This window comes from Allobosea sp. TAF32 (assembly GCF_052113585.1).
Classification (GTDB): domain Bacteria; phylum Pseudomonadota; class Alphaproteobacteria; order Rhizobiales; family Beijerinckiaceae; genus Allobosea.
In genome coordinates this window covers 81,718-106,323 of the sequence record NZ_JBFRDM010000010.1, presented here as the reverse complement: position 1 = coordinate 106,323, position 24,606 = coordinate 81,718, and the positions used below count along the sequence as shown (strand labels likewise).

Below are 24,606 nucleotides of genomic sequence, written 5' to 3'. Positions count from 1 at the left end.
CTGGCCGCCAAAAAGTGCGAAGCGGTTTTTGGACAACGGCCCGCTCCGTTAAAGCTTGTCGCCGGCCCCGAGCCGCGCGCCGCGCAGGAACTCGGCCCCGCTCATCGGCGCCTTTCCGGCGCGCTGGACCTGCAGCAGCTTCACCGCCCCGACGGCGCAGGCGACGGTGCCCTCGTCATCGAGCAGCGTGCCCGGCTCGGCCGCGCCGCCAGCGCGCGCCGTGCGCAGGATCTTCAGCCGCTCCGGCCCCTTGCCGAGGTCGATCTCGGCGAAGGCGCCCGGGAAGGGCGAGAGGCCGCGCACCCGGTCATGCACCAGTTGCGCCGGCAGCGTCCAGTTCAGCTTGGCCTCGGCATTGGTGATCTTGGCGGCATAGGTGACGCCTTCTTCCGGCTGCGGCGTGAACTGCAGGCCGCCGCGGCCCAGCGCCGCGAGTGCGCGCACCATCAGATCGGCACCGAGGATGCTGAGCTGGTCGTGCAGTTCGCCGGCGGTCAGGTCGGGCCCGATCGGCAGCGTCTCGACCATGGCGACAGGGCCGGTGTCGAGCCCCGCCTCCATCTTCATCACGCAGACGCCGGTTTCGGCATCGCCGGCCATGATCGCGCGCTGGAGCGGCGCCGCGCCGCGCCAGCGCGGCAGCAGCGAGGCATGGAGGTTGAGGCAGCCGAGCTCGGGCAGATCGAGGATCGCCTGGGGCAGGATCATGCCATAGGCGACAACGACGGCGACATCGGCCTGATGCGAGGCGATGATCTCGGCCTGCTCCGGCGTCTTCAGCGTCGCGGGCGTGAAGACCGGGATGCCGAAGCGCTCCGCCGCCTTGTGCACAGGCGAGGGCTTGAGATCGAGGCCGCGGCCGGCCTGCGCCGGGGCGCGGGTGTAGCAGGAGACGACCTCATGCCCCTGCCCGACGATCTCGGTCAGGACCGGCACGGCGAAATCCGGCGTGCCCATGAAAATGACGCGCAAACTCATACGCTCGACTTTACCTCAGCTCCGGCATGGCACCGGAAGAATGAAACAGCCTGCCGATTACGCAGCCCGCTCGCGCTTGGCCGCCTTGGCGAATTTCTTGGTGACGCGCTCGCGCTTCAGCCGCGAGAGATGATCGATGAAGAGCACGCCATCGAGATGGTCGATCTCGTGCTGCAGGCAGGTGGCGAGCAGGCCATCGGCTGCGATCTCCAGCGTCTTGCCGTCGAGATCCATATAACGGACCTTCACCTCTGCGGGACGCTCGACCTCCTCGTAATATTCCGGGATCGAGAGGCAGCCTTCCTCATAGACGTTGAATTCCTCCGAGGACCAGGTGACCTCCGGATTGATGAAGACCTGCGGCTTTCTCGGTTCCGGCTCCTCGCCCTCCTTCGCCTCCGGCTTCGAGAGGTCGATCGTCACCACGCGCAGCGGCACGCCGATCTGGATGGCGGCGAGCCCGATGCCCGGTGCGTCGTACATCGTCTCAAACATGTCCGCGACCAGCGCCTTGATTTCGGGCGTGACAGCCGCGACCGGCTTCGAAACAAGGCGAAGCTGGGCGTCGGGCAGGATGACGAGCGGGCGAACGGACATGGGATTCCAAGGAGAAAGAGCTGTTGAGCCCGGGACATAAGCATTTGTGGGCAAGCGGTCAAACTGTTCCGCTTTCGTTCGCCATTGCTCATCGAATCGGCTAGGCTCGGCGCATGAACGAGATCGCCTTCACCCTGCTGGAGCGCCCGGTGAGCTGGGCCGAAGCCGCCCTCGGCTTCGCAGCCCTGAGCCTTGTGCTCCTGCTCATGGCCGTGATCGCCGGCTGGCGTGGCGGCAGGAGCCGCGCGATTGAGGTCGCGATGGCGGCCGAGCGCGCCCGCGAAATGGACGACAAGGTCGCGGAGATGAACCGCCAGCAGGCGGAACTCGCCGGCCGGATGCAGTCCATGGCCGAAATCCTCTCGACGCGGCAGGGCGATCTTGCCCGGCTCGTAGCCGACCGGATGGACGGGCTTAGCCACAAGGTTGGCCAGGGCCTCGAACAAAATGTCCGCCAGACCACCGAAAGCCTCGGCAAGCTGCAGGAGCGGCTCGCGGTCATCGACACCGCCCAGAAGAACCTGACCGACCTGACCTCCGAAGTGGTGACGCTCAGGGACGTGCTCGCCAACAAGCAGGCGCGCGGGGCCTATGGCCAGGGCCGGATGGAAGCGATCGTCCGCGACGGCCTGCCCGCCGCCTTCTTCACGTTCCAGCCGCAGCTTTCGAACGGGCGCCGGCCGGACTGCCTCGTGACCCTGCCGGGTGACGGGCGCGGCCTCGTCATCGACGCCAAGTTCCCGCTGGAGAGCTTCACGCTGCTGCGCGAGGCACGCGGCGACGACGCACGCAAGGCCGCCGGCCAGCGCGTGCGCAGCGATGTCGGCGTGCATGTGAAGGATATCGCCGAACGCTATTTCCTGCCCGGCGAGACGCAGGATGTCGCGCTGCTCTTCGTTCCGTCGGAATCGATCTATGCCGACCTGCACGAGCATTTCGACGATGTCGTGCAGCGCGCGCACCGGGCGCGGGTGATGATCGTCTCGCCCTCGCTGCTGGCGCTGGCGATCCAGCTGATGCAGTCGCTGGTGCGCGATGCGCGCATGCGGGAAGAGGCGCAGGTCATCCAGACCGAGGTCGGCAAGCTGCTCGACGACGTCCGCCGGCTGGGCGAGCGGGTCGACAAGCTCGATACCCATTTCCGCCAGGCGCAGGACGATGTCGGCCAGATCAAAACCTCGGCCGGCAAGGTCACCAGCCGCGCCGAGAAGATCGGCGCGCTCGATTTCGAGGACGAGAAAAGCGAGCCCAAGCTGCCCTTCGCCAAGGGGCTGGAGCTGAAGGCCGCGGCGGAGTGATCAGCCGCGGCTGAGCACCGCCGAAAGCTCAGGTTTCACGTTCAGCGTCTGGAAAACGACACAGTAGCGCTCGGTGAGCTTGAGCAGCGTGTCGAGCTTCTCCTGCGGCGCGTCGCTCTCGACGTCGAAGAAGAGGCGGATGGCCTGGAAGCCGACCGGCGCATCCTTGGCGACGCCGAGCGTGCCACGGAAATCGAGATCGCCCTCGGCCCGGACGACGCCCTTCTTCAGCTCGATCTCGAGGGCGGTGGCTACCGCCTTCAGCGTCACACCGGCGCAGGCGACCAGCGCCTCCAGCAGCATGTCGCCGGAGCAGAGCTCGGCGCCCGAGCCGCCTGAGGCGGGATGCAGGCCGGCGAGCGCGATAGCCCGGCCCGTCTCGACCTTGCAGGCGATGCGCTGATCGTCGAGCTCGCCATGGGCCTTGAGCGTGATGACCGCAGCCTCAGGATTGGTGCGGTATTCGTCCTTGAGAGGAGCCTGCAAGGCACGCAGCGCGGTGACGTCCATCATCGTGATCCTTCTGAACCGGTCAGCCGGCTTGTAGCCGCTTCAGGCCGCCGCCTCCACCTGCGGCACGGCGGGCTGGCTTTCCTTTTCGAGCGCCCGGCGCAATTCGCGACGCAAGGTGACGAAGCCGACGGAGCCCTCCTCGCGCGGACGCGCCAGCAGATTGTCGAGGTTGAAAGCGACCGGCCCCGGCTGCCGCGGCAGGACGAGGATGCGATCGGCCAGGCGCAGGGCCTCCTCGACGGAGCCCGTGGCGATGACGACGGCGGGGCGCGCTTGCATACAAAGTTCCGGCAGGAAGGCGGTGAGCCGAACGCGCGCATCGGCATCGAGCGCCGCAAAGGGCTCGTCGATCAGCAGCTGCCGCGGTCTGACCAGCAAGAGGCGGGCGATGGCGAGCCGAAGCAGCTCCTCGGGCGAGAGCGCAGCGGGCCGCTGCTTCGCCTGCCCGGAGAGGCGGAGGCGAACCAGCACATTGGCGATCAGGCCCTCGCGCTCGAACGGCGTCACATTCGGGAGGACAAAAGCCAGGTTCTCGGTCAGATCGAGCCAGGGAAAGAAGCGCGGCCGGGCGCAGAGCAGGCCGATCTCAGTCGTCGGTATCGCCGCTTCCTCATCGCCCCGCAGACCGGCGAATGCTCGCAGCGCCGCCCCACGCACCTCCGGCGCACCGAGCAGGGCGACGACCTCGCCAGCCCTGGGGCGCGGCGGAGCGTATTCGGGAGAGCGGGAGAAATCGTGAAGAGCGGCCGACATCGCTGGCTCCATCCATAACAAGGCGGAAGGAGCGCAGACGGCATCGGGCCGTCCCGTCGTTCCCGCGCTTTAGCTGCATTTGTTTCGCGCCCGCAAGCTGAGGCTCAAATCGGCGCGTGTCCTCTTCTAAGGTCCGATTGTCCTTTTTGTCAAACGATACTCACCGCCACATGCCGGCATTTTCGGCCGCCTTTTCCTGATGCGGGGCCTCGTCGCGCAAGGACGCGCATCCGCCTTTCAGGTCCGATCGTTCTGCTTGTCAAACAACACAATCACGACCGTCAATTGGCCAATCACCAGGAAGCATCCGTGGATTTTAACCCTCTCGTCCCCTTTCCACGCGTGCTAGAACAGCCCCAGACGACGGAACCGTGCCCACGTGACAGCCTCCTCCACAACGCCCACGCTCGCCCTCTCCGACATGTTGCACGACCCGGAGGCGGGCATCGCGAAGCTGTTCGAGGCGGCACGGCGCAAGGACAAGGCGGAGAAGCGGCAGTTGCTCGTGGCCGGGCTGCGGCAGTTGCTCGACGACGGCCGGGTTTCGGCCAAGGCAATCCTGACGGGTCCGCGCGGCGGCCTCGCCTGCGCGCACCGGCTCTCGGCGGTGATGGATGCCGTCGTCATCGGGCTGCACAAGGCCGCGGCCTCTTATTTCTATCCGGCCGACAACCCCTCGCAATCGGAACGGATCGCGGTCGTTGCCGTCGGCGGCTATGGCCGCGGCACGCTGGCGCCGGGCTCCGACGTGGATTTGCTCTTCCTCTTCCCGCACAAGCAGACGGCCTGGGGCGAGAGCGTGGTCGAATCCATGCTCTACCCGCTCTGGGACCTGAAGCTGAAGGTCGGCCATTCCGTACGCTCGATCGACGATTGCGTGCGCGAAGCGCGGGCGGACATGACGATCCGCACGGCCTTGCTGGAAGCGCGCTTCCTGGTGGGCGACCGGGCGCTGTTCGACGAGATGACTCGTCGCTTCAATGCCGAGGTGGTGGAGGGCACGGCCGCCGCCTTTACCGAGGCGAAGCTCGCCGAACGCGAGACGCGGGTGCAACGGGCCGGCGCCTCCCGCTATCTGGTCGAGCCGAACGTCAAGGACGGCAAGGGCGGGCTGCGGGATCTCAACACGCTGTTCTGGATCGCCAAATACTCCTACCGCGTCGACGACGTGCGCGAGCTGGTCGCGGCCGGGCTCTTCGACGAGGACGAGCTGCAGATGTTCCAGCGGTCGGAGGAATTCCTCTGGCGCGTGCGCTGCTGGCTGCATTTCATCACGGGGCGCGCCGAGGAGCGGCTCTCCTTCGACCTGCAGCGCCAGGTCGCCGCCGCCATCGGCTATGTCGGCCGCAGCGGCCAAGCCCCCGTCGAGCGCTTCATGAAGGCCTACTTCCTGATCGCCAAGGATGTCGGCGACCTCACCGCCATCGTCTGCGCCGCGCTGGAAGCGCGCCAGCAGAAGCCGCGCGCGACGCTCTCGCGGCTGTTCGACACACTGGCGAAGCGCAAGCGCGAACGCTCCCTCGGCCATCGCGACTTCAAACTGACGAGCCAGCGCCTCAACGTCATCGACGACAGCGCCTTCGAACGTGATCCGGTCAATCTGCTCAGGCTCTACGAAATCGCCAGCCGCGAGGATCTCGCGATCCACCCCGGCGCAAGCCGTCTGGTGACGCAATCGCTGAGGCTGGTGACGCCGGGCTTGCGCAACGACCCGGAAGCCAACCGCATCTTCCTCGAAATCCTCACCGCCCGGCGCTCGCCGGAGGTTGTGCTGCGTCGCATGAACGAATCCGGCCTGCTCGGCCGCTTCATCCCGGATTTCGGACGCGTCGTGGCGATGATGCAGTTCAACATGTACCACCACTATACGGTGGACGAGCATCTGATCCGGGCGATCGGCGTTCTCGCCGAGATCGATGCCGGCGCGCTCGAGGCGGAGCACCCGCTCGCCAACGAGATCATGCCGACCATCGCCAACCGGCGCGCGCTTTATGTCGCGCTGTTCCTGCACGACATCGCCAAGGGGCGGCCGGACGACCATTCGCTTGCCGGTGCCCGCATCGCGCGCAAGCTCGGCCCGCGCTTCGGCCTGACCAGCGCCCAGACCGAGACGGTGGCGTGGCTCGTCGAGCACCATCTCGACATGTCGACCGTGGCGCAGAGCCGCGACCTCGGCGACCCCAAGACGATCGAGAGCTTCGCGGCGACGGTGCAGACCCTGGAGCGGCTGAAGCTGTTGCTCGTTCTCACCGTGGCGGACATCAAGGCAGTCGGCCCCGGCGTCTGGAACGGCTGGAAGGGCCAGTTGCTGCGCACGCTCTATTACGAGACCGAGCTCGTGCTGGCCGGCGGCCATTCGGCCGTCGAGCGCAAGGCACGGGTCACCGTGAAGCAGGACGCGCTGCGCCAGCGCCTGGCGGATTGGAGCAGCGAGGAGCGCGACGCCTATATTGCGCGCCATTACCCGGCCTACTGGATCAAGGTCGATCCCGACCGCCAGGAGAAGCACGCCCGCTTCCTGCGCGAGGCCGAGCAGGCAGGGCGGACCACCGCGACCATCGTCGAGACCGACCAGTTCCGCGGCGTCACCGAGCTTACCGTTCTCGCGCCCGACCATCCGCGGCTGCTCGCCATCGTCACCGGGGCTTGCGCGGCGGCCGGCGGCAACATCGTCGACGCCCAGATCTTCACCACCAGCGACGGGCTCGTGCTCGATACCATCTCGGTTTCGCGCGCCTTCGATCGCGATGACGACGAACTGCGCCGCGCCGAGCGGATCGCGGCTGCGATCGAGCGGGCGCTGAAGGGCGAGATCAAGATCGCCGATCTGGTGGCCCAGCGCCGGGCGCCGCCGCCCCGCGGCCAGACCTTCCAGGTGCAGCCCGAGGTCATCATCGACAACGTGCTCTCGACGCGCCACACCGTGCTGGAGGTCTCCGGCCTCGACCGACCGGGGCTGCTCTACGATCTCACCACCGCAATCGGAAAGCTCAACCTTAATATCGCCTCGGCCCATATCGCGACCTTCGGCGAGAAGGCGGTCGACGTGTTCTACGTCACCGACCTGACCCATGCAAAGATCGTCTCGACAGGACGGCAGCTCTCGATCCGCAAGGCGCTGCTCGACGTCTTCACGCTCGAGGCCGAGAAGCCGGCACCCACCAAGGTCAAAATGCCAGCTCGCGCTTGATTTAACGGGCTATAAGGCCGATATCCGGCACGAACGCGGCAGCGCCCCGACGTGACCGGCCCCGGCTCGGCAAGGAGCGGCGCAGCCAGCCAGACAAAGGGACCTGAAGACACAATGACGCAGAACCCTGCGACGCAAGACCCCAATCTCGAAGCCGCGGCCGATGCCCCCGAGCAGGCCGCGGCCACCGAGGGCACCGAAGCCCTGGTCGCGAAGCTCCAGGCCGAGCGCGACGACCTCAAGGACAAGCTGCTGCGCACCCTGGCCGAGATGGAGAATCTGCGCCGCCGCACCGAGCGCGAGATCGCCGATGCGAAGGCCTATGCGGTGACGAGCTTCGCGCGCGACATGCTCGGCTCCTCGGACAATCTGCGGCGCGCCCTGGAAAGCATGCCGGAGGGAGCCCTGACGACGGCCGACGCCGCCACCAAGGCACTGCATGAAGGCGTCGAGCTGACCGAGCGCGAGTTGCTGAAAACGCTGGAACGTCACGGCGTGCGCCGTATCGACCCGCAGGGCGAGAAGTTCGACCCGCACCTGCACCAGGCTATGTTCGAGGCGCCCGACGCCGCGATCGCCAAGGGCCTCGTCTCGAAGGTGGTGCAGGTCGGCTACAAGATCGGCGAGCGCGTCCTGCGCCCGGCGCTGGTCGGCGTCTCGGCCGGCGCGCCGAAGGCTGCGGAACCGCCGGCCGGCGACGCACCCAAGCACTGACGCCGTGTTCGAGGCTGCCGGCGTCGCCATCTTCGCGCTGACCGGCGCGATCGTCGCGGCCCGCAAGGGGATGGACCCCTTCGGCTTCATCCTGCTGGCGACCGTGACCGGCGCCGGCGGCGGCACGTTGCGGGACGTCCTGCTCGGGAACAGCGCGTTCTGGGTGAACGACCCGTCCGATGTCGCGGTCTGCGTCGTGGTGGCGCTCAGCGCCTGGACGACGGCCTATTTCCGGCCCGGGCTCCTCGAGGGCTGGGCCGGCCGCAAGGTGCTGATCTGGGCCGACGCGGCCGGGCTTTCCCTTTTCGCCGTCATCGGCACCTTCAAGGGACTTTCGGCCGGCGCGCCGGTCCTGTCAGCCGTGGCGCTCGGGGCCATGACCGCCAGTTTCGGCGGCATCCTGCGCGACATTCTGGCCGGCGACAGGCCGATGGTGCTCTGGAGCCGCGATTTCTATGTCACCGCGGCGACAGCCGGAGCGGCCGTCACTGCCCTGCTGGTGGGGCTCGGCGTTCCGACCGCGGTCGTCATGCTGGGCGGCCTGACAGCCGGATTCGGGCTCAGGGCCGGTTCGCTGCTGTGGGGCTGGGCATTCCCGGGCCTGCCCGGAAAACTCTAGGCCTTTGTTTTATCGTGTTTTCTTCGCACGTCCCGGCATCCGCCTCACGCGAAACGCTCCGGGTCAGGGCTTCGTCACGCGCCTGAGCGTCAGATTGATCCGCCCGCCTTCCGGCAGAAGCGTCGAGGAGCCGGAGAGGATGCGGTCGATGCCGTGATAGGCGAGCCGCGCCTCGCCGCCGAAGAGCAGCACATCCCCGGAGGACAGCTTGAGCGAGGTGGTCTTGCCGCCGCGCTCCGTGCCGCCGATGCGAAAGATCGCGGCGTCGCCGAGCGAGACCGAGAGGACCGGGGCATCGAACTCCTGCTCGTCGCGATCCTGATGCAGCCCCATCTTCGCGTTGCTCGCATAGAAATTGACGAGACAGGCCTCCGGCGGATGAGGATAGCCGGAGAGTTCGCTCCACAGATCCAGCAAAGGCGCCGGCATGATCGGCCAGGGCTCACCGGTCTCCGGGTGTTCCGGCTGATAGCGATAGCCGCTGCTGTCGGAAACCCAGCCGAGCGGGCCGCAATTGGTCATCCGCACCGAGAAGGGTTTGCCCGTCTTCGGCATGCGCGGCTGGAAGAACGGTGCCTTGCGGGCTACCGCGCGCAGCTCCGCCAGCAGCGCCGCCTGCTCCACCGGCGCGAGCTTGTCCGGCCAATGGACGACGCCCGGCGCTACGACGAGGCGGGTCATGGTCAGAGCGTATCGAGGCCGAGCACGTCGGCCATGGAGTAGAGACCGGGCGCCCTCCCTCGCCCCCAGAGCGCGGCCTTGACCGCCCCCTGTGCGAACAGGCTGCGATCCTCGGCGACATGGGCAAGTTCGAGCCGCTCGCCCGCGCCGGCGAAGATCACCTTGTGATCGCCGACCACCGTGCCGCCGCGCAGGGCGGCAAAGCCGATCGTGCCGGGCTCGCGTGCGCCGGTGATGCCGTCGCGCACGGCGACGCGATGCTGCGCCAGATCGACGGCGCGGCCTTCCGCGGCCGCCTCGCCAAGGAGCACCGCCGTACCTGAGGGCGCATCGACCTTCATGCGGTGATGCATCTCGAGGATCTCGATGTCCCAGTCCGTGCCCAGGGTCGCCGCGACCTTGCGCACCAGCGCCGCCAGCAGGTTGACGCCGAGGCTCATATTGCCGGAGCGGATGATCGGGGTGCGGCGCGCGACATCGGCCAGCCGGGCAAGATGCGCAGGCTCCAGCCCGGTCGTGCCGACGACATGCAGGATGCCGGCCTCGGCAGCGAGATCGGCGAAGGCCATTGTCGCTTCCGGCGCTGTGAAATCGAGCACGCCATCCGCAGCGGCGAAGGCGGCGGCGGCATCGCTCGTCACGGCAATGCCGAGCGGAGGCAGACCGGCGAGCACGCCCGCATCCGTTCCAAGGGCAGCGGAGCCCGGCCGCTCGATGGCCGCCACCAGCCGGCAGCCTTCGGCCTGCGCGATGGTACGGATCAACATCCGCCCCATGCGCCCGGCGGCTCCGACGACAACGAGACGCATGTCACTCATGGCAGGCAGGCTCCGGGCTCCTTCGACGGCAAAGACGCCATGACTTGGCCAGTATCGCAATAAGCCGACCTCCGCCAGCGCAACACCCGAAAGCCGCGCAAAGCAAAACGGCCGGGTTGCCCCGGCCGCTCTGGTTTCTCGCGCGATAGCGGATCAGGCCGCCTGCTGGATGCCCGAGAGCTTCCACGCGCCGCCACGCTCGCGCAGGAAGGTCCAGTATTCCTTGACCTCCTGGGTCTGCGCCGGGTTGCCCTCGACGACCTGGCCGCTCTTGCGATCGTAGAGCGCGTTGACCAGGCTGAAGCGCATCGCGACGGTGGCATAGTCGGCATCGCCCTCGTGCCAGGCCTGCGACAGGTCGCCCTGCAGCAGCTTGACGTCGGAGACGCGGTCGGCGACGCCGCGGCGGGCATTCGCCGTCAGGTCTTCGTCGAAATAGCCGAACATTTCCGGCGTGGTGCGCTGGCGCAGGCCAGCCTCATCTTCGTTCGAATAGGCGGTGTTGATCTCCCCGAGCAGACGCTCGAAGCTGTTGAAGTCCTCGCCGGTAAGTTCGATCGGCTGGGGCTGCGCCGCGGCAGCGCCTCCGCCGAAGCCGCCCATGCGGGCCGCGGCAGGCTGGGGCGCATCATAGCCCTGACGGGCATAGGGCGCGCCCGCGCCGGCGAGCTGCGGCTCGGAGCGGCGACGGAAGAAGCGGATGGCGAGCATGATGATGCCGGCGACCAGCGCGATCTGCAGCAGGAAGCCGAGCATGCCGGCCAGCGAGGCCAGACCGCCGAAGAAGCCGGAGCCGGAGAGCAGGCCGAACAGGCCGGCGCCGAGCAGGCCGGCGCCGATGCCCATCATCATGTTGCGGGCGAAGGACGGACGGGCGGCCTGCGCCGCAGCCGCACCGGCAGAGGGGCCAGCCATAGAGGGCGACGCCGGCGAGGACGGAGGAGCGGTACGCTGGAACGGCTGGGCGCCACCCGGCGTCGTATTCGTCGCAGGCGGCGCGCTGTTGGTGAACGACCCCCGGCCGCCCGAACTGCGGCCGCCGCCCGGACGGGCTTCGGCAACGAGCGGCACGAGCATCAGGGCCCCGACTACCAGGGCGACGGCACGTCCACGACGGGCGAGCGAAATCAGAGACATTGTTCCTCCCGGAGCCCTCCATGGGCCCACCGGCTCCGAATATGGAGAGCGATCGCGATCCACGCAAGCCCTCGCCCGGCTAACAGACTGAAATCTCTTACTCTTTCAAATCAGTGCATAATTATTCGTCGTGATCGGGCCTGCGTGGTAAACTCCAGCGCCATCCCGCCAAGCAGGGAGAGTGCCATGACCGGATCCGGACCGAGGCCTCACCGACACAGGGCGTTGAGCTGGCTGCTCGCCCTCGCTGTGCTGCTTCTGATCAGCGAGGCGGCCGCCGCCGCCGAGCCGGCCATAGCGCTCGATCCGCCACGCCTCGCGCAGGCGCCGGAACCGCTCTGCTTCTGCTGGAACAACGGCCGCAAGATCGCGGAAGGATCGAACTCCTGCATTCGGACGACCCAGGGCAGCCGGCTGGCGACCTGCGGAAGGGTGGTCAACATGATGTCCTGGCAGATCACCGAGACCCCCTGCCCCGAAAGCTGACGCGCGGGCGGGACAGCGGCATCGAAACAAAAACGCCGCCGGGATTTCCCGGCGGCGTCGCTTCTCATGGCTCTTGTGGTCCTAGCGACTTCGAGACTGACCTCGTCAGAACGCTCCCAGAACGATCGCCATCATGAACACGAAGGCCGCACCCATGATCCATCGGTCGAGACGTAGCGTGATACTCATCACACCCTCCTCCTGTCATTGACCTGTCGCGGAAGCTAGCAGAACTGACGGGGGCCGCAAGGGGGCGAGACCGTGGCCGCGCGACGGCGGAGGCTAGATCACCCTTAAAACTTACTTAAAGCGTTGATTAGATTTGGGGATATTTCGCAAGACAAAACGTCACGGAAACGTCTTGCCATGCCCCTCGCCTTGCCGGCGCCACGTTTGTCCACCGGGCCTAGCCGGCTGATCTTCACGGCAACTGAGAACCTCGGCCGGGCGGCACAGGGAGCCCATAGTTAACGCGCGCGCAGCCCGAATTAAGGACCGATTCACCACCCCGCCAAAGTTAATCGGGCTGTGGCGGCCGGGGCGCAGCCGGTTGAGAAACCGTTCACCAAACGCTTCGCATTTGATAGGTCATGCGACGCGCAAAACTCGCCCTCATCGCACTGGGACTGGCCGCCGCAGCCGGCCTGGCCGGCTGCGGCAAATTCCAGAAGCCGCAGCGCGCTCCCTGGCGCGACCAGGCGGAAGCAACCTGCATGGCCGCCGGCCAGGTGCAGATTTCGAGCTATGTCAGCCTGCGTGGCAAGGCGATCGACGGCCCCGGAATCTGCGGCATGCAACAGCCGCTGAAGGTGACGGCCCTGCAGAGCGGCAGCGTCAGCCTGACGAGCCCTGCCCTGCTCGCCTGCCCTGTCGTGGCGACCACCGACCAATGGTTCGCCGAGATCGTGCAGCCCGCCGCCATGAACATCCTCGGCGCGCAGGTCATCGAGATCCGCGCCGGCTCCTATTCCTGTCGCGCGATGAACAACGGAACCTATACGACGCGCACGTCGGAGCACGCCTATGGCAATGCCGTCGACGTCTTCTCCTTCCGGCTGAACGACAGCCGCGTCGTCACCGTCAAGGATGGCTGGCGCGGCTCGCCCGAGGAACAGAACTTCCTGCGCGAGATCTTCGTCGGCGCCTGCACCTATTTCGGCACGGTACTCGGCCCTGGCGCCGATCCGATGCACTATGACCACCTCCACATCGACCTCGCCCGCCACGCCAAGGGCCGGCACATCTGCAAGCCGATCATCAAGTACACCCCGAACTACAACCTGCCGCCGCCGGACCCGGCCAGGCCCTACTCCTCGGCGCAGAACGCTCCGGCGTCTCAGCGCGGCAACGCACCGGCCGCCACTGCCTATGCCGCCGGGCCTCTGCTGCGCCAGCCGAGCGACGGCCTGCGGCCGCCCGGAGCCGTGCAGGGTGGCTACCCGGTCGCGAACAACGGGCGGGGCCAGGACCACAGCCTCGACGCACAGCAGCGCTTCCTGGACCAATACGACGCGCGGCAGCGGCAAGGGCGCTTTCAGCCCCAGCCCTTACCGAGCGAGGCGCGCGGGCCGCTCACGCTGCCCGGTGCGGTCGAGCCCTCGGAGGAGGAGGCCGTTCTCGGCGATGGCGGCGGCGGGGGCGTCGTCGACCAGCAGGGCTCCGAGGAGGCTCTGCCGATCAGCCCCGAGCGCGACCCCTTCGCCTACAGCTCCGGGCGCACCACGGCGAGGCGCTGAGGCCAGACCTAGGGCGAGACGAGCACCTGCCGGCACTCCGGCGGCAGGGCATCGAGCGACATGGGCGGCTTGGGTTTGGGTTTCGGACCCGGCTTGGGCTTGGGCGGGTTGAAGATCGCCTGGCGCTGGCGCTCGACCCAGCCGCTCAGCTCCGCCCCGCAGCCATCGCCGAAATTCGGCGGCTCCTGCCCCTGGCAACTCGCCATGCCGGCCGGGCAGGCCATGCGGATGTGGAAGTGATAGTTGTGGCCCCAGATCGGCCGGACCTTCTCGAGCCATGTTTTGTCGGCTCCAGCCTCGCGGCAAAGCGCGACCTTGAGCGCCGGATTGACGAAGATGCGCTCGACCCGGGGCTCGGCCGCAACGGCTTTGATCAGGCGGGTATGCGCCGGGGTCCAGTTGCGCGGATCGACGTCGCGCCAGTCGGAACGGGCCATGTTGACCGCCGGCATGTTCTCGCGCTCCTCCCGATCGAGCCGGCCCTTCGGCATCGGCGTCAGCCAGACATCGGCATCGAGCCCGATCTGGTGCGAGGCATGGCCGGTGAGCATCGGACCACCGCGCGGCTGTGACATATCGCCGACGAGAAGGCCCGGCCAGCCGGCGATGCGAGGCACGTCGCGGGCGAGCTTTTCGAGATAATCGATCAGGACCGGATGGCCCCAGTTGCGGTTGCGGTTGAGCCGCATCACCTGCCAGCTCGGCCCATCGACCGGCAAAGATTCGGCGCCCGCGAGGCAGCCGCGGGCATAGGAGCCAATGGCGCGCGCCTGCATGCTGGCCGGCGTGGTCTTCTGGCCGAAGAGCGCGCGAGCAGCGTCAGGATAGGCGGCGATGTTGGCGGCCCGCGTCTTCGCCTCCTGATCGGCGGTCGACTGTGCAAGGCTGGCGGCCGGCAGGAGAACCAACGACGCAAGCAGGGCAGCGATTCGGGAGGTGTTGTGCATGGCTGCAGAATCGCCGCGACCTTCGACGGCGGTCAAGCACGATAGCTGGACAAGCGGCGCGACGGATTGCAGCCTTGGGGCAACGCGGCGCAGAGCACGCTCTCAGGCGCGCGCCGACCGCGCCGGAATTTACGCCCGACGCGGAGACGGTGCCGGGCTTCGACGCATTCTCCTGGCTCGCGCTGTTCGCCCAGCGAAGACGCCGCCGTCGATCATTGCGACGATCCAGGCTGACACCAATCTGCGATCGCCGACCCCGCCGCCAGGTCGAAGATGGATCTGCTCCCCGAACGCGCCGACCGGAGCCAGGCGGAAACGGCCAGCTCCCCGCAATCCGAAATGAAGAAAATGGGGCGGCCTGATCCGGGATGCCGGCATCAAGGCCGAATAATCCCTGGGGCATCTCTTCGGAACCGGCGGTTTCCGGACAGCGTTTCCCGCTAGACCGCGCCCCGCAGGGGCGCCGATTTACGGGAGATTGCCATGTCCACCCTTCTGATCGTCCTGCTCGTCATCCTGCTGCTCGGCGGCGGCGGGTATTATGGCCACCGCAGCTACGGCACCGCCGGCCTCGGCGGCGTGCTCGGCCTCGTGCTCGTCATCGTGCTGATCCTGTGGCTGCTCGGAGCCATTGGCGGTGCGCCGATAGCGTAGGTACGCCTGTGTTCGGCAGGGAACGCGACGACCCAGGCGTCAGGCGCGGTTGTCCCAGACGGCGACGGCAGCGGCCAGATCCTCCAGCGCGACGCCGACCGATTTGAACAACGTGATGCCGCCACCCTCGATCTGGCCGGCGATCCGCCCATGGCAGAGATCGGCGAGGGTGCCGGCGACTTTGTCGGCGCTGTAGCTGCCCTCGGCAATCGCCACGGCGACATCACCGCCCTCGTCGATCGCCTTGCTGGAATCGACGATGACGCGCGCGCGATGCAGCGCGTCCGCATCGGCCTCGCGCATCTGCATGGTGAAGCCGCCGATGAGGTCGAGATGCGCCTCGCGCTTCAGCCAATGGCCATGGATCAGCGGTTCGGTCGCGTTGGTGGCGCAGGAGATAATGTCCGCCATGCGGGCCTCGCCTTCAAGGTCGGCGGTGGCGCGGGCCTCGATGCCGTCCTTCGCCAGCTCGGCGACGACAGCCTCGGCGGCTTCAGGGCGGCGCGCCCAGATCGCGATCTCCGTAAGGGGCCGGACCGCGCGATGCGCCTTGACGATGAAGGGCGAAAGCGCGCCGGCGCCGACCATCAGCATGCGGCTGGCTTCCGGATTGGACATATAGCGCGAAGCCAGGGCCGAGGCCGCGGCGGTACGCCAGGTCGTCAGGCGGTTGCCGTCCATCACCGCAAGCGGCGCGCCGGTTTCGCCGTTCATCAGCAGATAGGCGCCCATCACGCCCGGCAGGTTGCGGCGGCCGTTGCCGAAGAAGACCGAGACGATCTTCGTGCCGATATAGGGCTTGTCGACCTCCGGCCCGCTCCAGGCCGGCATGGTCAGCAGGATGGCATTCTCTTCTTCCGGCCGCTCGATCGCGTACTGGCCACGCTTGGGCGCAATGACCTCGCTGCGGAAGGCATCGTCGAGAATGTCGATCAGTGCGGGATAGCTCAGGGCCGCGTCGATCTCGGCCGCATCGAAAAGGCGCATCAATTACGTCCGCTGGTCAGGGCCGGCAGGGCAGAATCGGGAACGGCGGAGCGCAGGGCCTGCGTCTCGGAGCGCAGGGCCTCGACCTCGCGCCGGTTGCGGCGCGCGGCCTTGCGGTGCTTGCGCTGGGCAATCCAGGACGCCAGTCCGCCGACGAGGACGCCGACGGCGATCGCCGCCAGCACCACGGCAAAGAGCGGCAGCTCATAGGAAAGCGCCGGCAGGTCACGGCTGAAGGGGTCGAGCGAAACCCGCACCGGGGCACGGTTCGCCACCGAAAACAGCACGATCAGCAGCGCGACCGGAACGAGCACCAATGCCTTGAGGAAGGCTTTCATCGCGATCTCCGTGCGACAGGAACGGCCGGCCTAAGGCTCAATCTTTGCCGTTGAGGCGCAGCCGCAGCTCCTTGCCCGTCTTGAAGACGGGGACGAACTTCTCCTCGACCTCCACCGCATCGCCCGTGCGGGGGTTGCGGCCGACGCGGGCGGAGCGCGCCTTGCGCGAAAAAGCGCCGAAGCCACGCAACTCCACCCTGTCGCCACGTGCGAGAGCCTTCACAACCTCGTCCAGGATGGCCGAGACGATGTTCTCGATGTCGCGCTGATAAAGGTGGGTGTTCTGATCAGCAATCCGCTGAACGAGTTCAGACTTAATCATCGCCGGAGTATAACCATTTGTATCAACATCACTTTTCAGCGGCAGGCTGCCAGAGCGCCAAGGGCGCGTCAAGCCGCAAGCCGACCGGCTGGTCGGCTGCCCGTGCAATCGTCGCCGCCAGAGCCTCCAGCCCCGCACCACGTGCCATCGCCTCGGCCAGGCTCCAGAGCCCAAAGGACGAGGATTCGCTGCGGCGACGCCAGTCCCGCACCTTGAGATCCTTGGCGACGCCCTTTTCGCGCTCGAGCCATGTGATCGCTTCGGCCTCACCGCCGATCTGGTCGACCAGCTTCAGCCCCAGCGCCTGACGGCCAGAATGGACCCGTCCATCCGAGACGGTCGCCAATTCGGCATCGGCGAGGTGGCGGCGGTCGCGGACCATCTGCTTGAACCAGGCGTAATTGTCGTCGACGACGCGCTGGAGCGCCTCGCGCGCCTCCGGAGAGGTCGGCTCGAAGCCGCTCGGCGCCGCCTTGAGCGGGCTCGATTTGATCGACTCGACCTTGACGCCGACCGTGTCCAGCAGATGCGAGACATTGGGGAACTGGAAGAGGACGCCGATCGAGCCGACGAGCGAGGTCTGGCGTGCGACGATGCGGTCGGCACCCATGGCGGCGATATAGCCACCCGACGCAGCGACGCCATCGACCACGGCGATCATCGGCTTCTTGGCCGCAAGCTGGCGCAGCGCCGTATGTAATGCCTCCGAGCCGGAGGTGGTGCCGCCGGGGCTGTCGACCCTGAGCACGACGGCGGAGACGGCGCTGCTGTCCTCGACAGACTTGATCAGATCGAGCGTGCGGCGATCGCCGGAGATGAAGCCGGAGACGGTGATGCGCGCGATATGCGCGCTCGACAGACTCGCAGGGCTATCGCCCCTCCAGGCGAGGCCGCCGACCACCGCGGCGACGATCACGCCGAGCACGGCGAGCACGCGCCAAAGCGTCAGCTTGCGCCGCAGGCTGCGGCGATCTGCGAGCAGATCTGCGTCGGACGACATCGGGCACTCCTGGCGGCTGTGGGTCCGTGATGTAGACCCGCCATGCCGGGCAGGCAAGGCGCGAGCTTGGCCTTTAGGCCGCGACCGAGGCGCGCGCCCGGTCGAGCGCCAGCAATGCGAGGCCGCTCGCGACCGAGCGGAAGGCATCGCCGATATGGACTTTCCCGGCGCCGAAGCGGCGATCGAACAGGCGGCGCACCGCCGGGACATAGGAGGTGCCGCCGGTCATGAAGACCGCCTCGATCCGATCTCCGCCAAGCCCTGCCTCGGCCAGCGCGCGGTCAAGCGCAGCTTCGATCGCACCGACATCCTCGGCGATCCAGCGCTCGAAATCGGTCCGGCGGATCGCCTTCTCGATGACGACGCCCATCTGGCTGAAGCTCAGCGTCGTCATCTCGTTGTCGGAAAGCGCGACCTTGGTTGCGGAGACAGCGCGGTAGAGCTCGTAGCCGAGATCGTATTCGATCACCGTCAGCAGGTCCTCGAGCTTGGCCGGCTCGACCGCCTCGCGGATCAGGGCGTTGAGCTCGGCCATGGTCTCGCGGCTCTTCATCAGCGAGAGCTTGTGCCATTGCGCGAAGGCGGCGTGGTAATGCGCGGGCACCGGCAGGAGCTTGTCGAAGGAGCGGTACTCCGTGCCCTTGCCCAGCGCCGGCGAGACCGCATGCTCGATGATGCGGTAGTCGAAGGTATCGCCGGCGACGCCGACGCCGGCGTGGGAGAGCGGGATCGCCTCCAGACCGCCATTGCGGCCGGGCTCGAAGCGCATCACCGAGAAGTCGCTGGTGCCGCCGCCGAAATCCGCGACCAGCATGGTCTGCGGCGTCTTGAGGTCACGGGCGTACCAATAGGCGGCGCCGAGCGGCTCATAGGCGAAATCGACCTGCTCCATGCCGGCCTTGCCGTAGGAGGCCTTCAGGCGGCCGACCGCCAGTTCCTCGTCGGGGCGCTCGCCGGCGAAGACGACCGGGCGGCCGGAAACCAGCGGCAATTCGTCATGGCCGGGCAGGTCCGTCGTCAGGTCGGACAGGAAGACGCCGATCAGATCCTCCAGCCGGAAGAGCTTGCCGAACAGCCGCGTCTCCTGAAAGGCGCGGCTCGAAAGATGGGTCTTGAGCGACTGCAGGAAGCGATGCTCGGTCGTCATGCCCAGGGCCATGTCGAGCGCATCGGGGCCGCTGACATGGGTGATGCGGGTCTCAGGGGGACGGCCCTCGCGCCAGAACATCAGCGCCGAGCGGTAAGCGTCGACCGCGCCCTGCTTGGTGGCGAAGGAGCGCGTCATGACCGAGCCGTCCGCTCCCGCCAGCGCGACGACGCTGTTGGTGGTGCCGAAGTCGATGCCGATGGCGGCGGGGGGCATGGCGAGTTCCTCGTGTTGCGTCATGGTCGGGCTTGACCCGACCATCTCGGAAACCAGCGGACTCTGGTCACGAGATTCTCGGGTCTGCGCTTCGCTCCGCCCGAGAATGACGGGCAGGACCGAAACAAAAGCCCGCGCGGATCGCTCCGCGCGGGCTGTCTTGAATGTCCGGCCGCTTGCGCAGCCGAAACCTCACTTCTTGTCGGTGGCCTTCTTGAGGGCCGCGCCGAGGATGTCGCCGAGCGAGGCGCCGGAATCGGCGGAGCCGTACTGGGCCATCGCCTCCTTCTCCTCGGCCATCTCCAGGGCCTTGATCGAGACCTGGATCTTGCGGGCCTTCTTGTCGAAGAGCACGACGCGGGCGTCGATGCGCTCGCCGGCCGCGAAGCGCTCGGGGCGCTGCTCGGAGCGATCACGCGCCAGCTCGGCACGCTTGATGAAGGTCATCATGTCGGTGTCGGCGATCTTGACGTCGAGACCCGACTCCTTCACCTCGACCACCTCACAGGTGACGATCTGGCCCTTCTTGAACTCGCCGGCATCCACGAAGGGATCGCCGCCAAGCTGCTTCAGGCCGAGCGAGATACGCTCCTTCTCGACGTCCACATCGAGAACGACGGCCTGCAGGACGTCGCCCTTCTTGTATTCCTCGATGACCTGCTCGCCCGGACGGTTCCAGTCGAGATCCGAGAGGTGGATCATGCCGTCGATGTCGCCTTCCAGGCCCAGGAACAGACCGAACTCGGTCTTGTTCTTGACCTCGCCCTCGACCGTCGAACCGGCCGGGTGCTGCTCCGCGAAGAGCTCCCACGGATTGCGCAGGGTCTGCTTGAGGCCGAGCGAGATGCGGCGCTTGACGGGATCGACCTCGAGGATCGCAACGTCGACTTCCTGCGAGGTCGAGACGATCTTGCCGGGGTGGACGTTCTTCTTGGTCCAGGACATCTCGGAGACGTGGATCAGGCCTTCGATGCCCGGCTCCACTTCGACGAACGCGCCGTAGTCCGTGATGTTGGTCACGCGGCCCTTGAGGCGGGTGCCGACCGGGTAACGCTCGGCGATGCCATCCCACGGATCGGCCAGCAGCTGCTTGATGCCGAGCGAGATGCGGTGCGTGTCCTGGTTGATCTTGATGATCTTGACCTTGACCGTCTGGCCGATGGTCACGACCTCGGACGGGTGGTTCACGCGGCGCCACGCCATGTCGGTGACGTGCAGCAGGCCGTCAATGCCGCCGAGGTCAACGAACGCACCGTATTCGGTGATGTTCTTGACGACGCCGTCGATGACCTGGCCCTCTTCGAGCGAGGCGACGAGCTCGGAACGAGCCTCGGCGCGGGTCTCTTCGAGGACGGTGCGGCGCGACACGACGATGTTGCCGCGGCGGCGATCCATCTTGAGGATCTCGAAGGGCTGCGGCTGGCCCATCAGCGGGCCGACGTCGCGGATCGGACGGATGTCGACTTGGCTGCGCGGCAGGAAGGCCACGGCGCCGTCGAGATCGACGGTGTAACCGCCCTTGACGGTGTTGAAGATCATGCCGGTGACCTTCTCGCGGGCCTCGAAGGCCTTCTCGAGCTTGACCCAGCTCTCTTCGCGGCGAGCCTTGTCGCGCGAGATGACGGCTTCGCCGAGCGCGTTCTCGATCCGGTCGAGATAAACCTCGACCTCGTCGCCGACGCCGATCTCCTGCTCACGGCCGGGGCCGGTGAATTCCTTGAGCGCGACGCGACCTTCGGTCTTCAGACCGACGTCGATGATCGCCATGTCCTTCTCAATGGCAACAACCTTGCCCTTGATGACGGTACCTTCCATCGCCTCGTTGCGGGCGAAGGACTCTTCGAGAAGGGCGGCGAAATCCTCGCGACCCGCGCTGTAGCTCTCAACTGCAGACATGTAATCTCCTGGGAGCCGGCCGCGTATCCCGCGGATGTCCGGCTTGGGCGCCTGGGCTAGTGTTGCGTTCCGGACCGCGACCGTCAGCTTCTCCTTTCGGAGGAATCCCGCCCCGACATATCGGGGCCGGAGGCGCCGTGCCGCCGGTTCGATCCGTATCCAAAGAGCCCGCTTCCAGCACGAAACGGGAGCAGGTCTCGAAGACCGCCCCCGGCGCATGATCGATCACGGCCCTTCGGACAAGGGCGATGTAATCCACTCCAGCCGTCAGAGCAAGCTTTCTGCCGCTTTTCCGAGGTCCCCGGCCGTGCCAGTGTGCATGCTCCGGGGCCGGCACAAGGGGAGCTTTGCATGGGCTGGGTCATTCTGGGGCTGATCGTGGCCGTCGTCGCCTATGCGATCATGACCTATAACGGGCTCGTCACGATGCGGCAGCGCGTCAACCAGGCCTTCGCCGACATCGACGTCCAGCTCAAGCAGCGCCACGACCTGATCCCCAACCTCGTCGAGACGGTGAAGGGCTACGCAACGCACGAGAAGTCGACACTCGACGCGGTGATCGCCGCGCGCAACGCGGCACAGGGCGCAAGCGGCGTGCACGACAAGGCTGCCGCCGAGCAGCAGCTTTCCGGCGCCGTCGGGCGGCTGCTGGCGCTGGGAGAGGCCTATCCCGACCTCAAGGCCAGCGCGAACTTCCAGCAACTCCAGGTCGATCTCGGCAATGTCGAGGACAAGCTGGCCGCGGCGCGGCGATTCTTCAACAATGCGGTGGGCGAGTTCAACGCGGCGATCCAGGCCTTCCCGGCCATGCTCTTTGCGCCGCAGATGGGCTTCACGCAACGCGAATTCTTCGATGTCGGCGAGACCGCACGCGCCCAGATCGAGGTCGCGCCGAGCGTGAAGTTCTAGCGCAAGACTGCCGGCGGCAGGGGGAGCGGCTGCGATGGCCCAGGCCTTCGGGCTCTATACCCACCAGCGCAACAACCGGATCAGGTCCAACCTCCTGATCGCCGGGCTTTTCCTGCTCGTCTATCTCACCGCCTGGGGGCTGTTGCTGATCGCCTATGGCTATGGCGGCGTGCCGCGCGGACAAACCGTCTTCGGCGAGGCGAACCGCATCTTCCGCTCCTGGTTTCCCTTCGTCACGCTGACGACGATCCTCTGGATCTTCGTCGGCTTCCGCATCAACGTCGCGCTGATCGGCGCGGTGACCGGCGCCAGGGGCATCGGGCGCGAGGACAACCCCAAGCTCTACCGGATGCTGGAGAATCTCTGCATCTCGCGTGGCCTGCCGATGCCGAAGCTCGCGATCGTCGAGAGCGACGCGCTCAACGCCTTCGCCAGCGGCGTCAACGACAAGCAATTCACGGTCAGCGTCACCAGCGGGCTCCTCGCCCAGCTCAACGACGCCGAGGTCGAGGCGGTTCTCGCCCATGAGCTGACCCATATCCGCAACGGCGATGTCCGGTTGATGGTGGTCGCCGTGGTGATCGCCGGCGTCGTCTCCTTCATCGGCGAGATCGTTTTCCGCGGTTTCGGCCGCAGCAGGATCAGGGTTTCGTCGGACGATTCCAAGAAGGGCAACGGGTTGGCGATCGTCGTCGGTGTCGCGGTGATCGCGATCTCCTGGTTCCTGGCCATTCTGATCCGGCTGTCTCTGTCGCGCTCGCGCGAATATCTGGCCGATGCCGGAGCGGTCGAGCTGACCAAGAATCCGGATGCGATGATCTCCGCCCTGCTCAAGATCTCCGGCCGGGCCGATATCGAGGGCGTTCCCTCCGGCGTGATGGACATGTGCTTCGAGAACGATCCGGACGATTTCGCCGACCTGTTCTCGACCCACCCTTCCGTCACCAAGCGCGTGCAGGCGTTGATCGAGACAGCGGGCGGGCGCATGCCGGAGATGCCGCCGCACCCGCCCAAGCTCGCCGAGCGTCAGGACCTGCCGACCATGGTCGAGGAGACGGTGGCACGCGGCCCCTGGTCCCGCCCGCCGCAAGCGCCCGGCCAAGGCTGATCAGGCGACGACCAGCTTCGCGGGGTCGACTTCGAAAACGACGGGGAAGAAGGTGCTCCAGCGGTTCCAGCGCTGCGTCCCGGCCTCGCTGACCGCACAGAGCTTGCCATCCGGCGCGCGGCCGAGGTCTTCGATGCCGCCAGGGGCCGCGTAACGCGCCAGAACCGCGCCGGTGCGGCTGTCGAGCCTCGAGAGGAATGCGGGTCGATTGCCGGCGCTCTGCGCTATCCAGATGCTCCCGTCATCGTCGAAAGTTGCGCCCTGCGCGAAGAGCGGCAGCGGGACGGTCGCATCCGCATCCGCCAGGCCGATCGCCGCCTCGCTCCCGGACAACACCCGCGCGACCGGCACGGCATGGAGGCTGGGCGTGCCCTCCCGGCGGAAGGGGCCGAACCAGAGCCTGTCGCCGGATGCGGCAAGGAACGAAGGGCCCATCGCCTTGTCGACGCGCGCCTCCTTCAGCGGAACGCATTCCCCGGTGCGACAGGATTCCCTGAAATCGAGTGCGAGCAGGCGCCCCGAATTGGCAACGAACAGCGTGTCCTTGACCATGGCGAGGCCGCCCGGATGGCCATAAGTCGCCGGCAAGGCGAAGCTACCGAGCAAGCGCCCATCGGTACGCGACAGGCGAAAGAGCCGGGACGGACCATTCTCCTGATCACGCTCGCTGCTGCGATAGGCGGCGATCAGGATCTCGTCCCGATAAACCGTCAGCCCCTGGGGAATGTAGCCTTCGTTCAGCCCCGGAGACCAATAACGGCGACCGATGGCAGGCTCGTTGGGCACGGCGCTGAGTTCGCGCGTGTCGTAACCCGGCGCATCGCCCGGCAAAGACGGACGCGCCAGCGCAGCGGGAGCCAGGCATAGACCTGCCCCCGCCGCCAAGAGACGGCGGCGATCGACGATCACGGTTTCAGCGCCCGTCCTGCGCCCATTCGAGCGCTTCCTCCAGCCGATCGTCGCCCCAGAACAGCTCGCCATCGCCAGCGACGAAGAAGGGCGCGCCGAAGATGCCGATCGACTTGGCATATTCGATCTCGGCCCGCAGGCGCCCCTTGGTCTCCTCACTGCGGGAAAGCGGCATGGCGACGCCGGGCTCGCTGCCCGCTTCCTTCAATGCCGCCGCAAGCACCCCCTCCTCGGAGATGTTCTTTCCTTCGCAAAACTGGGCCCGGAACAGCGCCTTGGAGAAGGCCGGCGTCCACCCCGCATCGCGGCCAGCCAGAGCCAACCGCGTCGCGGCCAGCGAATTCTGGGGAAAATTGTCGGGCTTGACGAAGCCGAGCCCCTGCCGCCGAGCGCGCCGAGCCGTGTCGCGCCACATATAGCGGCCCTTGCTGGGATAAAGAGCGAAGGGTGAGGTGTTCAAGCCTTGCGCAGCAAAGATCGGCCCCAACAGGAAAGGCCGCCAGCGCAACATCACGCCGGCCTGCTCGGCCAGCTTTTCGATTCTGAGGGCGCTCAGGCAGGAATAGGGCGACGCGAACTCATACCAGAAGTCCAGAACGGGACGATTCGGCATTCAGCCTCCGAACAAGTCGTCATCTCGTGTCGCGCACCGG

Annotated in this window: 25 protein-coding genes; 9 read left to right on the top strand and 16 right to left on the bottom strand. The window is 67.1% G+C overall.

Annotated features, from left to right (window positions below; genetic code table 11):
• Window positions 1-48: 48 nt before the first annotated feature.
• Together fmt and def are read right to left on the bottom strand one after the other, a co-directional pair.
• Window positions 49-978 carry a methionyl-tRNA formyltransferase gene (fmt, locus tag AB4Z16_RS22860; RefSeq protein WP_441513615.1) on the bottom strand — a complete coding sequence of 310 codons (930 nt, stop codon included), beginning with the start codon at window positions 976-978 and terminating at the stop codon, window positions 49-51.
• A gap of 57 nt (window positions 979-1,035) precedes the next feature.
• Entirely contained in the window at window positions 1,036-1,575 is a 540-nt protein-coding gene (gene def, locus AB4Z16_RS22855) for a peptide deformylase (protein WP_441513614.1), read from the bottom strand.
• 113 nt (window positions 1,576-1,688) lie between these two features.
• Between def and AB4Z16_RS22850 the strand changes: the two genes are divergently transcribed.
• On the top strand, window positions 1,689-2,873 hold the full coding sequence (locus AB4Z16_RS22850) for a DNA recombination protein RmuC (RefSeq protein ID WP_441513613.1): 1,185 nt from the start codon (window positions 1,689-1,691) through the stop codon (window positions 2,871-2,873).
• On the opposite strand, the gene AB4Z16_RS22845 is transcribed toward AB4Z16_RS22850, so the two are convergent.
• Entirely contained in the window at window positions 2,874-3,383 is a 510-nt protein-coding gene (locus tag AB4Z16_RS22845) for an OsmC family protein (protein WP_441513710.1), read from the bottom strand.
• A gap of 42 nt (window positions 3,384-3,425) precedes the next feature.
• Window positions 3,426-4,139 (bottom strand): ATP-binding cassette domain-containing protein, encoded by a 714-nt coding sequence (locus tag AB4Z16_RS22840; protein WP_441513612.1) that lies wholly within the window; start codon window positions 4,137-4,139, stop codon window positions 3,426-3,428.
• A 421-nt stretch (window positions 4,140-4,560) separates the two neighbouring features.
• On the opposite strand from AB4Z16_RS22840, the gene AB4Z16_RS22835 reads away from it, so the two are divergent.
• From AB4Z16_RS22835 to AB4Z16_RS22825, 3 genes are all read left to right on the top strand, one after another.
• Entirely contained in the window at window positions 4,561-7,329 is a 2,769-nt protein-coding gene (locus AB4Z16_RS22835; protein WP_441513709.1) for a [protein-PII] uridylyltransferase, read from the top strand.
• 114 nt (window positions 7,330-7,443) lie between these two features.
• The gene (grpE, locus tag AB4Z16_RS22830) at window positions 7,444-8,043 is read left to right on the top strand and encodes a nucleotide exchange factor GrpE (RefSeq protein ID WP_441513611.1); all 600 of its coding nucleotides are present in this window, start codon (window positions 7,444-7,446) and stop codon (window positions 8,041-8,043) included.
• 4 nt (window positions 8,044-8,047) lie between these two features.
• A complete protein-coding gene (locus AB4Z16_RS22825; protein WP_441513610.1) occupies window positions 8,048-8,662 on the top strand; it encodes a trimeric intracellular cation channel family protein in 615 nt (204 codons plus the stop codon).
• Between the two features lie 63 nt (window positions 8,663-8,725).
• On the opposite strand, the gene AB4Z16_RS22820 is transcribed toward AB4Z16_RS22825, so the two are convergent.
• The 3 genes from AB4Z16_RS22820 to AB4Z16_RS22810 form a co-directional block, all read right to left on the bottom strand.
• Window positions 8,726-9,343, bottom strand: coding sequence for an alpha-ketoglutarate-dependent dioxygenase AlkB family protein (locus tag AB4Z16_RS22820; RefSeq protein WP_441513609.1), 618 nt, complete (start codon window positions 9,341-9,343; stop codon window positions 8,726-8,728).
• Between the two features lie 2 nt (window positions 9,344-9,345).
• The gene (dapB, locus tag AB4Z16_RS22815; protein ID WP_441513708.1) at window positions 9,346-10,152 is read right to left on the bottom strand and encodes a 4-hydroxy-tetrahydrodipicolinate reductase; all 807 of its coding nucleotides are present in this window, start codon (window positions 10,150-10,152) and stop codon (window positions 9,346-9,348) included.
• 162 nt (window positions 10,153-10,314) lie between these two features.
• On the bottom strand, window positions 10,315-11,298 hold the full coding sequence (locus tag AB4Z16_RS22810) for a Tim44 domain-containing protein (protein ID WP_441513608.1): 984 nt from the start codon (window positions 11,296-11,298) through the stop codon (window positions 10,315-10,317).
• Window positions 11,299-11,484: 186 nt separating this feature from the next.
• On the opposite strand from AB4Z16_RS22810, the gene AB4Z16_RS22805 reads away from it, so the two are divergent.
• The gene (locus AB4Z16_RS22805) at window positions 11,485-11,784 is read left to right on the top strand and encodes a hypothetical protein (protein WP_441513607.1); all 300 of its coding nucleotides are present in this window, start codon (window positions 11,485-11,487) and stop codon (window positions 11,782-11,784) included.
• A 590-nt stretch (window positions 11,785-12,374) separates the two neighbouring features.
• Window positions 12,375-13,520, top strand: a complete 1,146-nt coding sequence (locus AB4Z16_RS22800) for an extensin-like domain-containing protein (RefSeq protein WP_441513606.1) — start codon at window positions 12,375-12,377, stop codon at window positions 13,518-13,520.
• 8 nt (window positions 13,521-13,528) lie between these two features.
• Here the strand turns inward: AB4Z16_RS22800 and mepA are convergent, their stop codons facing one another.
• On the bottom strand, window positions 13,529-14,467 hold the full coding sequence (gene mepA, locus AB4Z16_RS22795) for a penicillin-insensitive murein endopeptidase (protein WP_441513605.1): 939 nt from the start codon (window positions 14,465-14,467) through the stop codon (window positions 13,529-13,531).
• 483 nt (window positions 14,468-14,950) lie between these two features.
• Between mepA and AB4Z16_RS22790 the strand changes: the two genes are divergently transcribed.
• Complete coding sequence (locus AB4Z16_RS22790) at window positions 14,951-15,121, top strand: DUF3309 family protein (protein WP_441513604.1); 171 nt, start codon at window positions 14,951-14,953, stop codon at window positions 15,119-15,121.
• Window positions 15,122-15,160: 39 nt separating this feature from the next.
• Here AB4Z16_RS22790 and lhpI read toward each other — a convergent pair whose 3' ends face one another.
• The 6 genes from lhpI to rpsA form a co-directional block, all read right to left on the bottom strand.
• Entirely contained in the window at window positions 15,161-16,108 is a 948-nt protein-coding gene (gene lhpI / locus AB4Z16_RS22785; protein WP_441513603.1) for a bifunctional Delta(1)-pyrroline-2-carboxylate/Delta(1)-piperideine-2-carboxylate reductase, read from the bottom strand.
• The gene (locus tag AB4Z16_RS22780) at window positions 16,108-16,446 is read right to left on the bottom strand and encodes a LapA family protein (protein ID WP_441513602.1); all 339 of its coding nucleotides are present in this window, start codon (window positions 16,444-16,446) and stop codon (window positions 16,108-16,110) included. Before AB4Z16_RS22780 ends, lhpI begins: the two co-directional genes overlap by 1 nt.
• A 37-nt stretch (window positions 16,447-16,483) precedes the next feature.
• A complete protein-coding gene (gene ihfB / locus AB4Z16_RS22775) occupies window positions 16,484-16,768 on the bottom strand; it encodes an integration host factor subunit beta (RefSeq protein WP_441513707.1) in 285 nt (94 codons plus the stop codon).
• Between the two features lie 28 nt (window positions 16,769-16,796).
• Complete coding sequence (gene sppA, locus AB4Z16_RS22770; RefSeq protein WP_441513601.1) at window positions 16,797-17,768, bottom strand: signal peptide peptidase SppA; 972 nt, start codon at window positions 17,766-17,768, stop codon at window positions 16,797-16,799.
• A gap of 73 nt (window positions 17,769-17,841) precedes the next feature.
• Window positions 17,842-19,155, bottom strand: coding sequence for an Hsp70 family protein (locus AB4Z16_RS22765; RefSeq protein ID WP_441513600.1), 1,314 nt, complete (start codon window positions 19,153-19,155; stop codon window positions 17,842-17,844).
• 168 nt (window positions 19,156-19,323) lie between these two features.
• Entirely contained in the window at window positions 19,324-21,027 is a 1,704-nt protein-coding gene (gene rpsA, locus AB4Z16_RS22760; protein ID WP_441513599.1) for a 30S ribosomal protein S1, read from the bottom strand.
• Between the two features lie 351 nt (window positions 21,028-21,378).
• Between rpsA and AB4Z16_RS22755 the strand changes: the two genes are divergently transcribed.
• Both AB4Z16_RS22755 and AB4Z16_RS22750 read left to right on the top strand, forming a co-directional pair.
• On the top strand, window positions 21,379-21,936 hold the full coding sequence (locus AB4Z16_RS22755) for a LemA family protein (protein ID WP_441513598.1): 558 nt from the start codon (window positions 21,379-21,381) through the stop codon (window positions 21,934-21,936).
• A gap of 34 nt (window positions 21,937-21,970) precedes the next feature.
• Entirely contained in the window at window positions 21,971-23,044 is a 1,074-nt protein-coding gene (locus AB4Z16_RS22750) for a M48 family metallopeptidase (protein WP_441513597.1), read from the top strand.
• Here the strand turns inward: AB4Z16_RS22750 and AB4Z16_RS22745 are convergent, their stop codons facing one another.
• Entirely contained in the window at window positions 23,045-23,953 is a 909-nt protein-coding gene (locus AB4Z16_RS22745) for an NHL repeat-containing protein (RefSeq protein WP_441513596.1), read from the bottom strand.
• 4 nt (window positions 23,954-23,957) lie between these two features.
• Window positions 23,958-24,566, bottom strand: coding sequence for a 2-hydroxychromene-2-carboxylate isomerase (locus AB4Z16_RS22740; RefSeq protein WP_441513595.1), 609 nt, complete (start codon window positions 24,564-24,566; stop codon window positions 23,958-23,960).
• Window positions 24,567-24,606 lie beyond the last annotated feature (40 nt).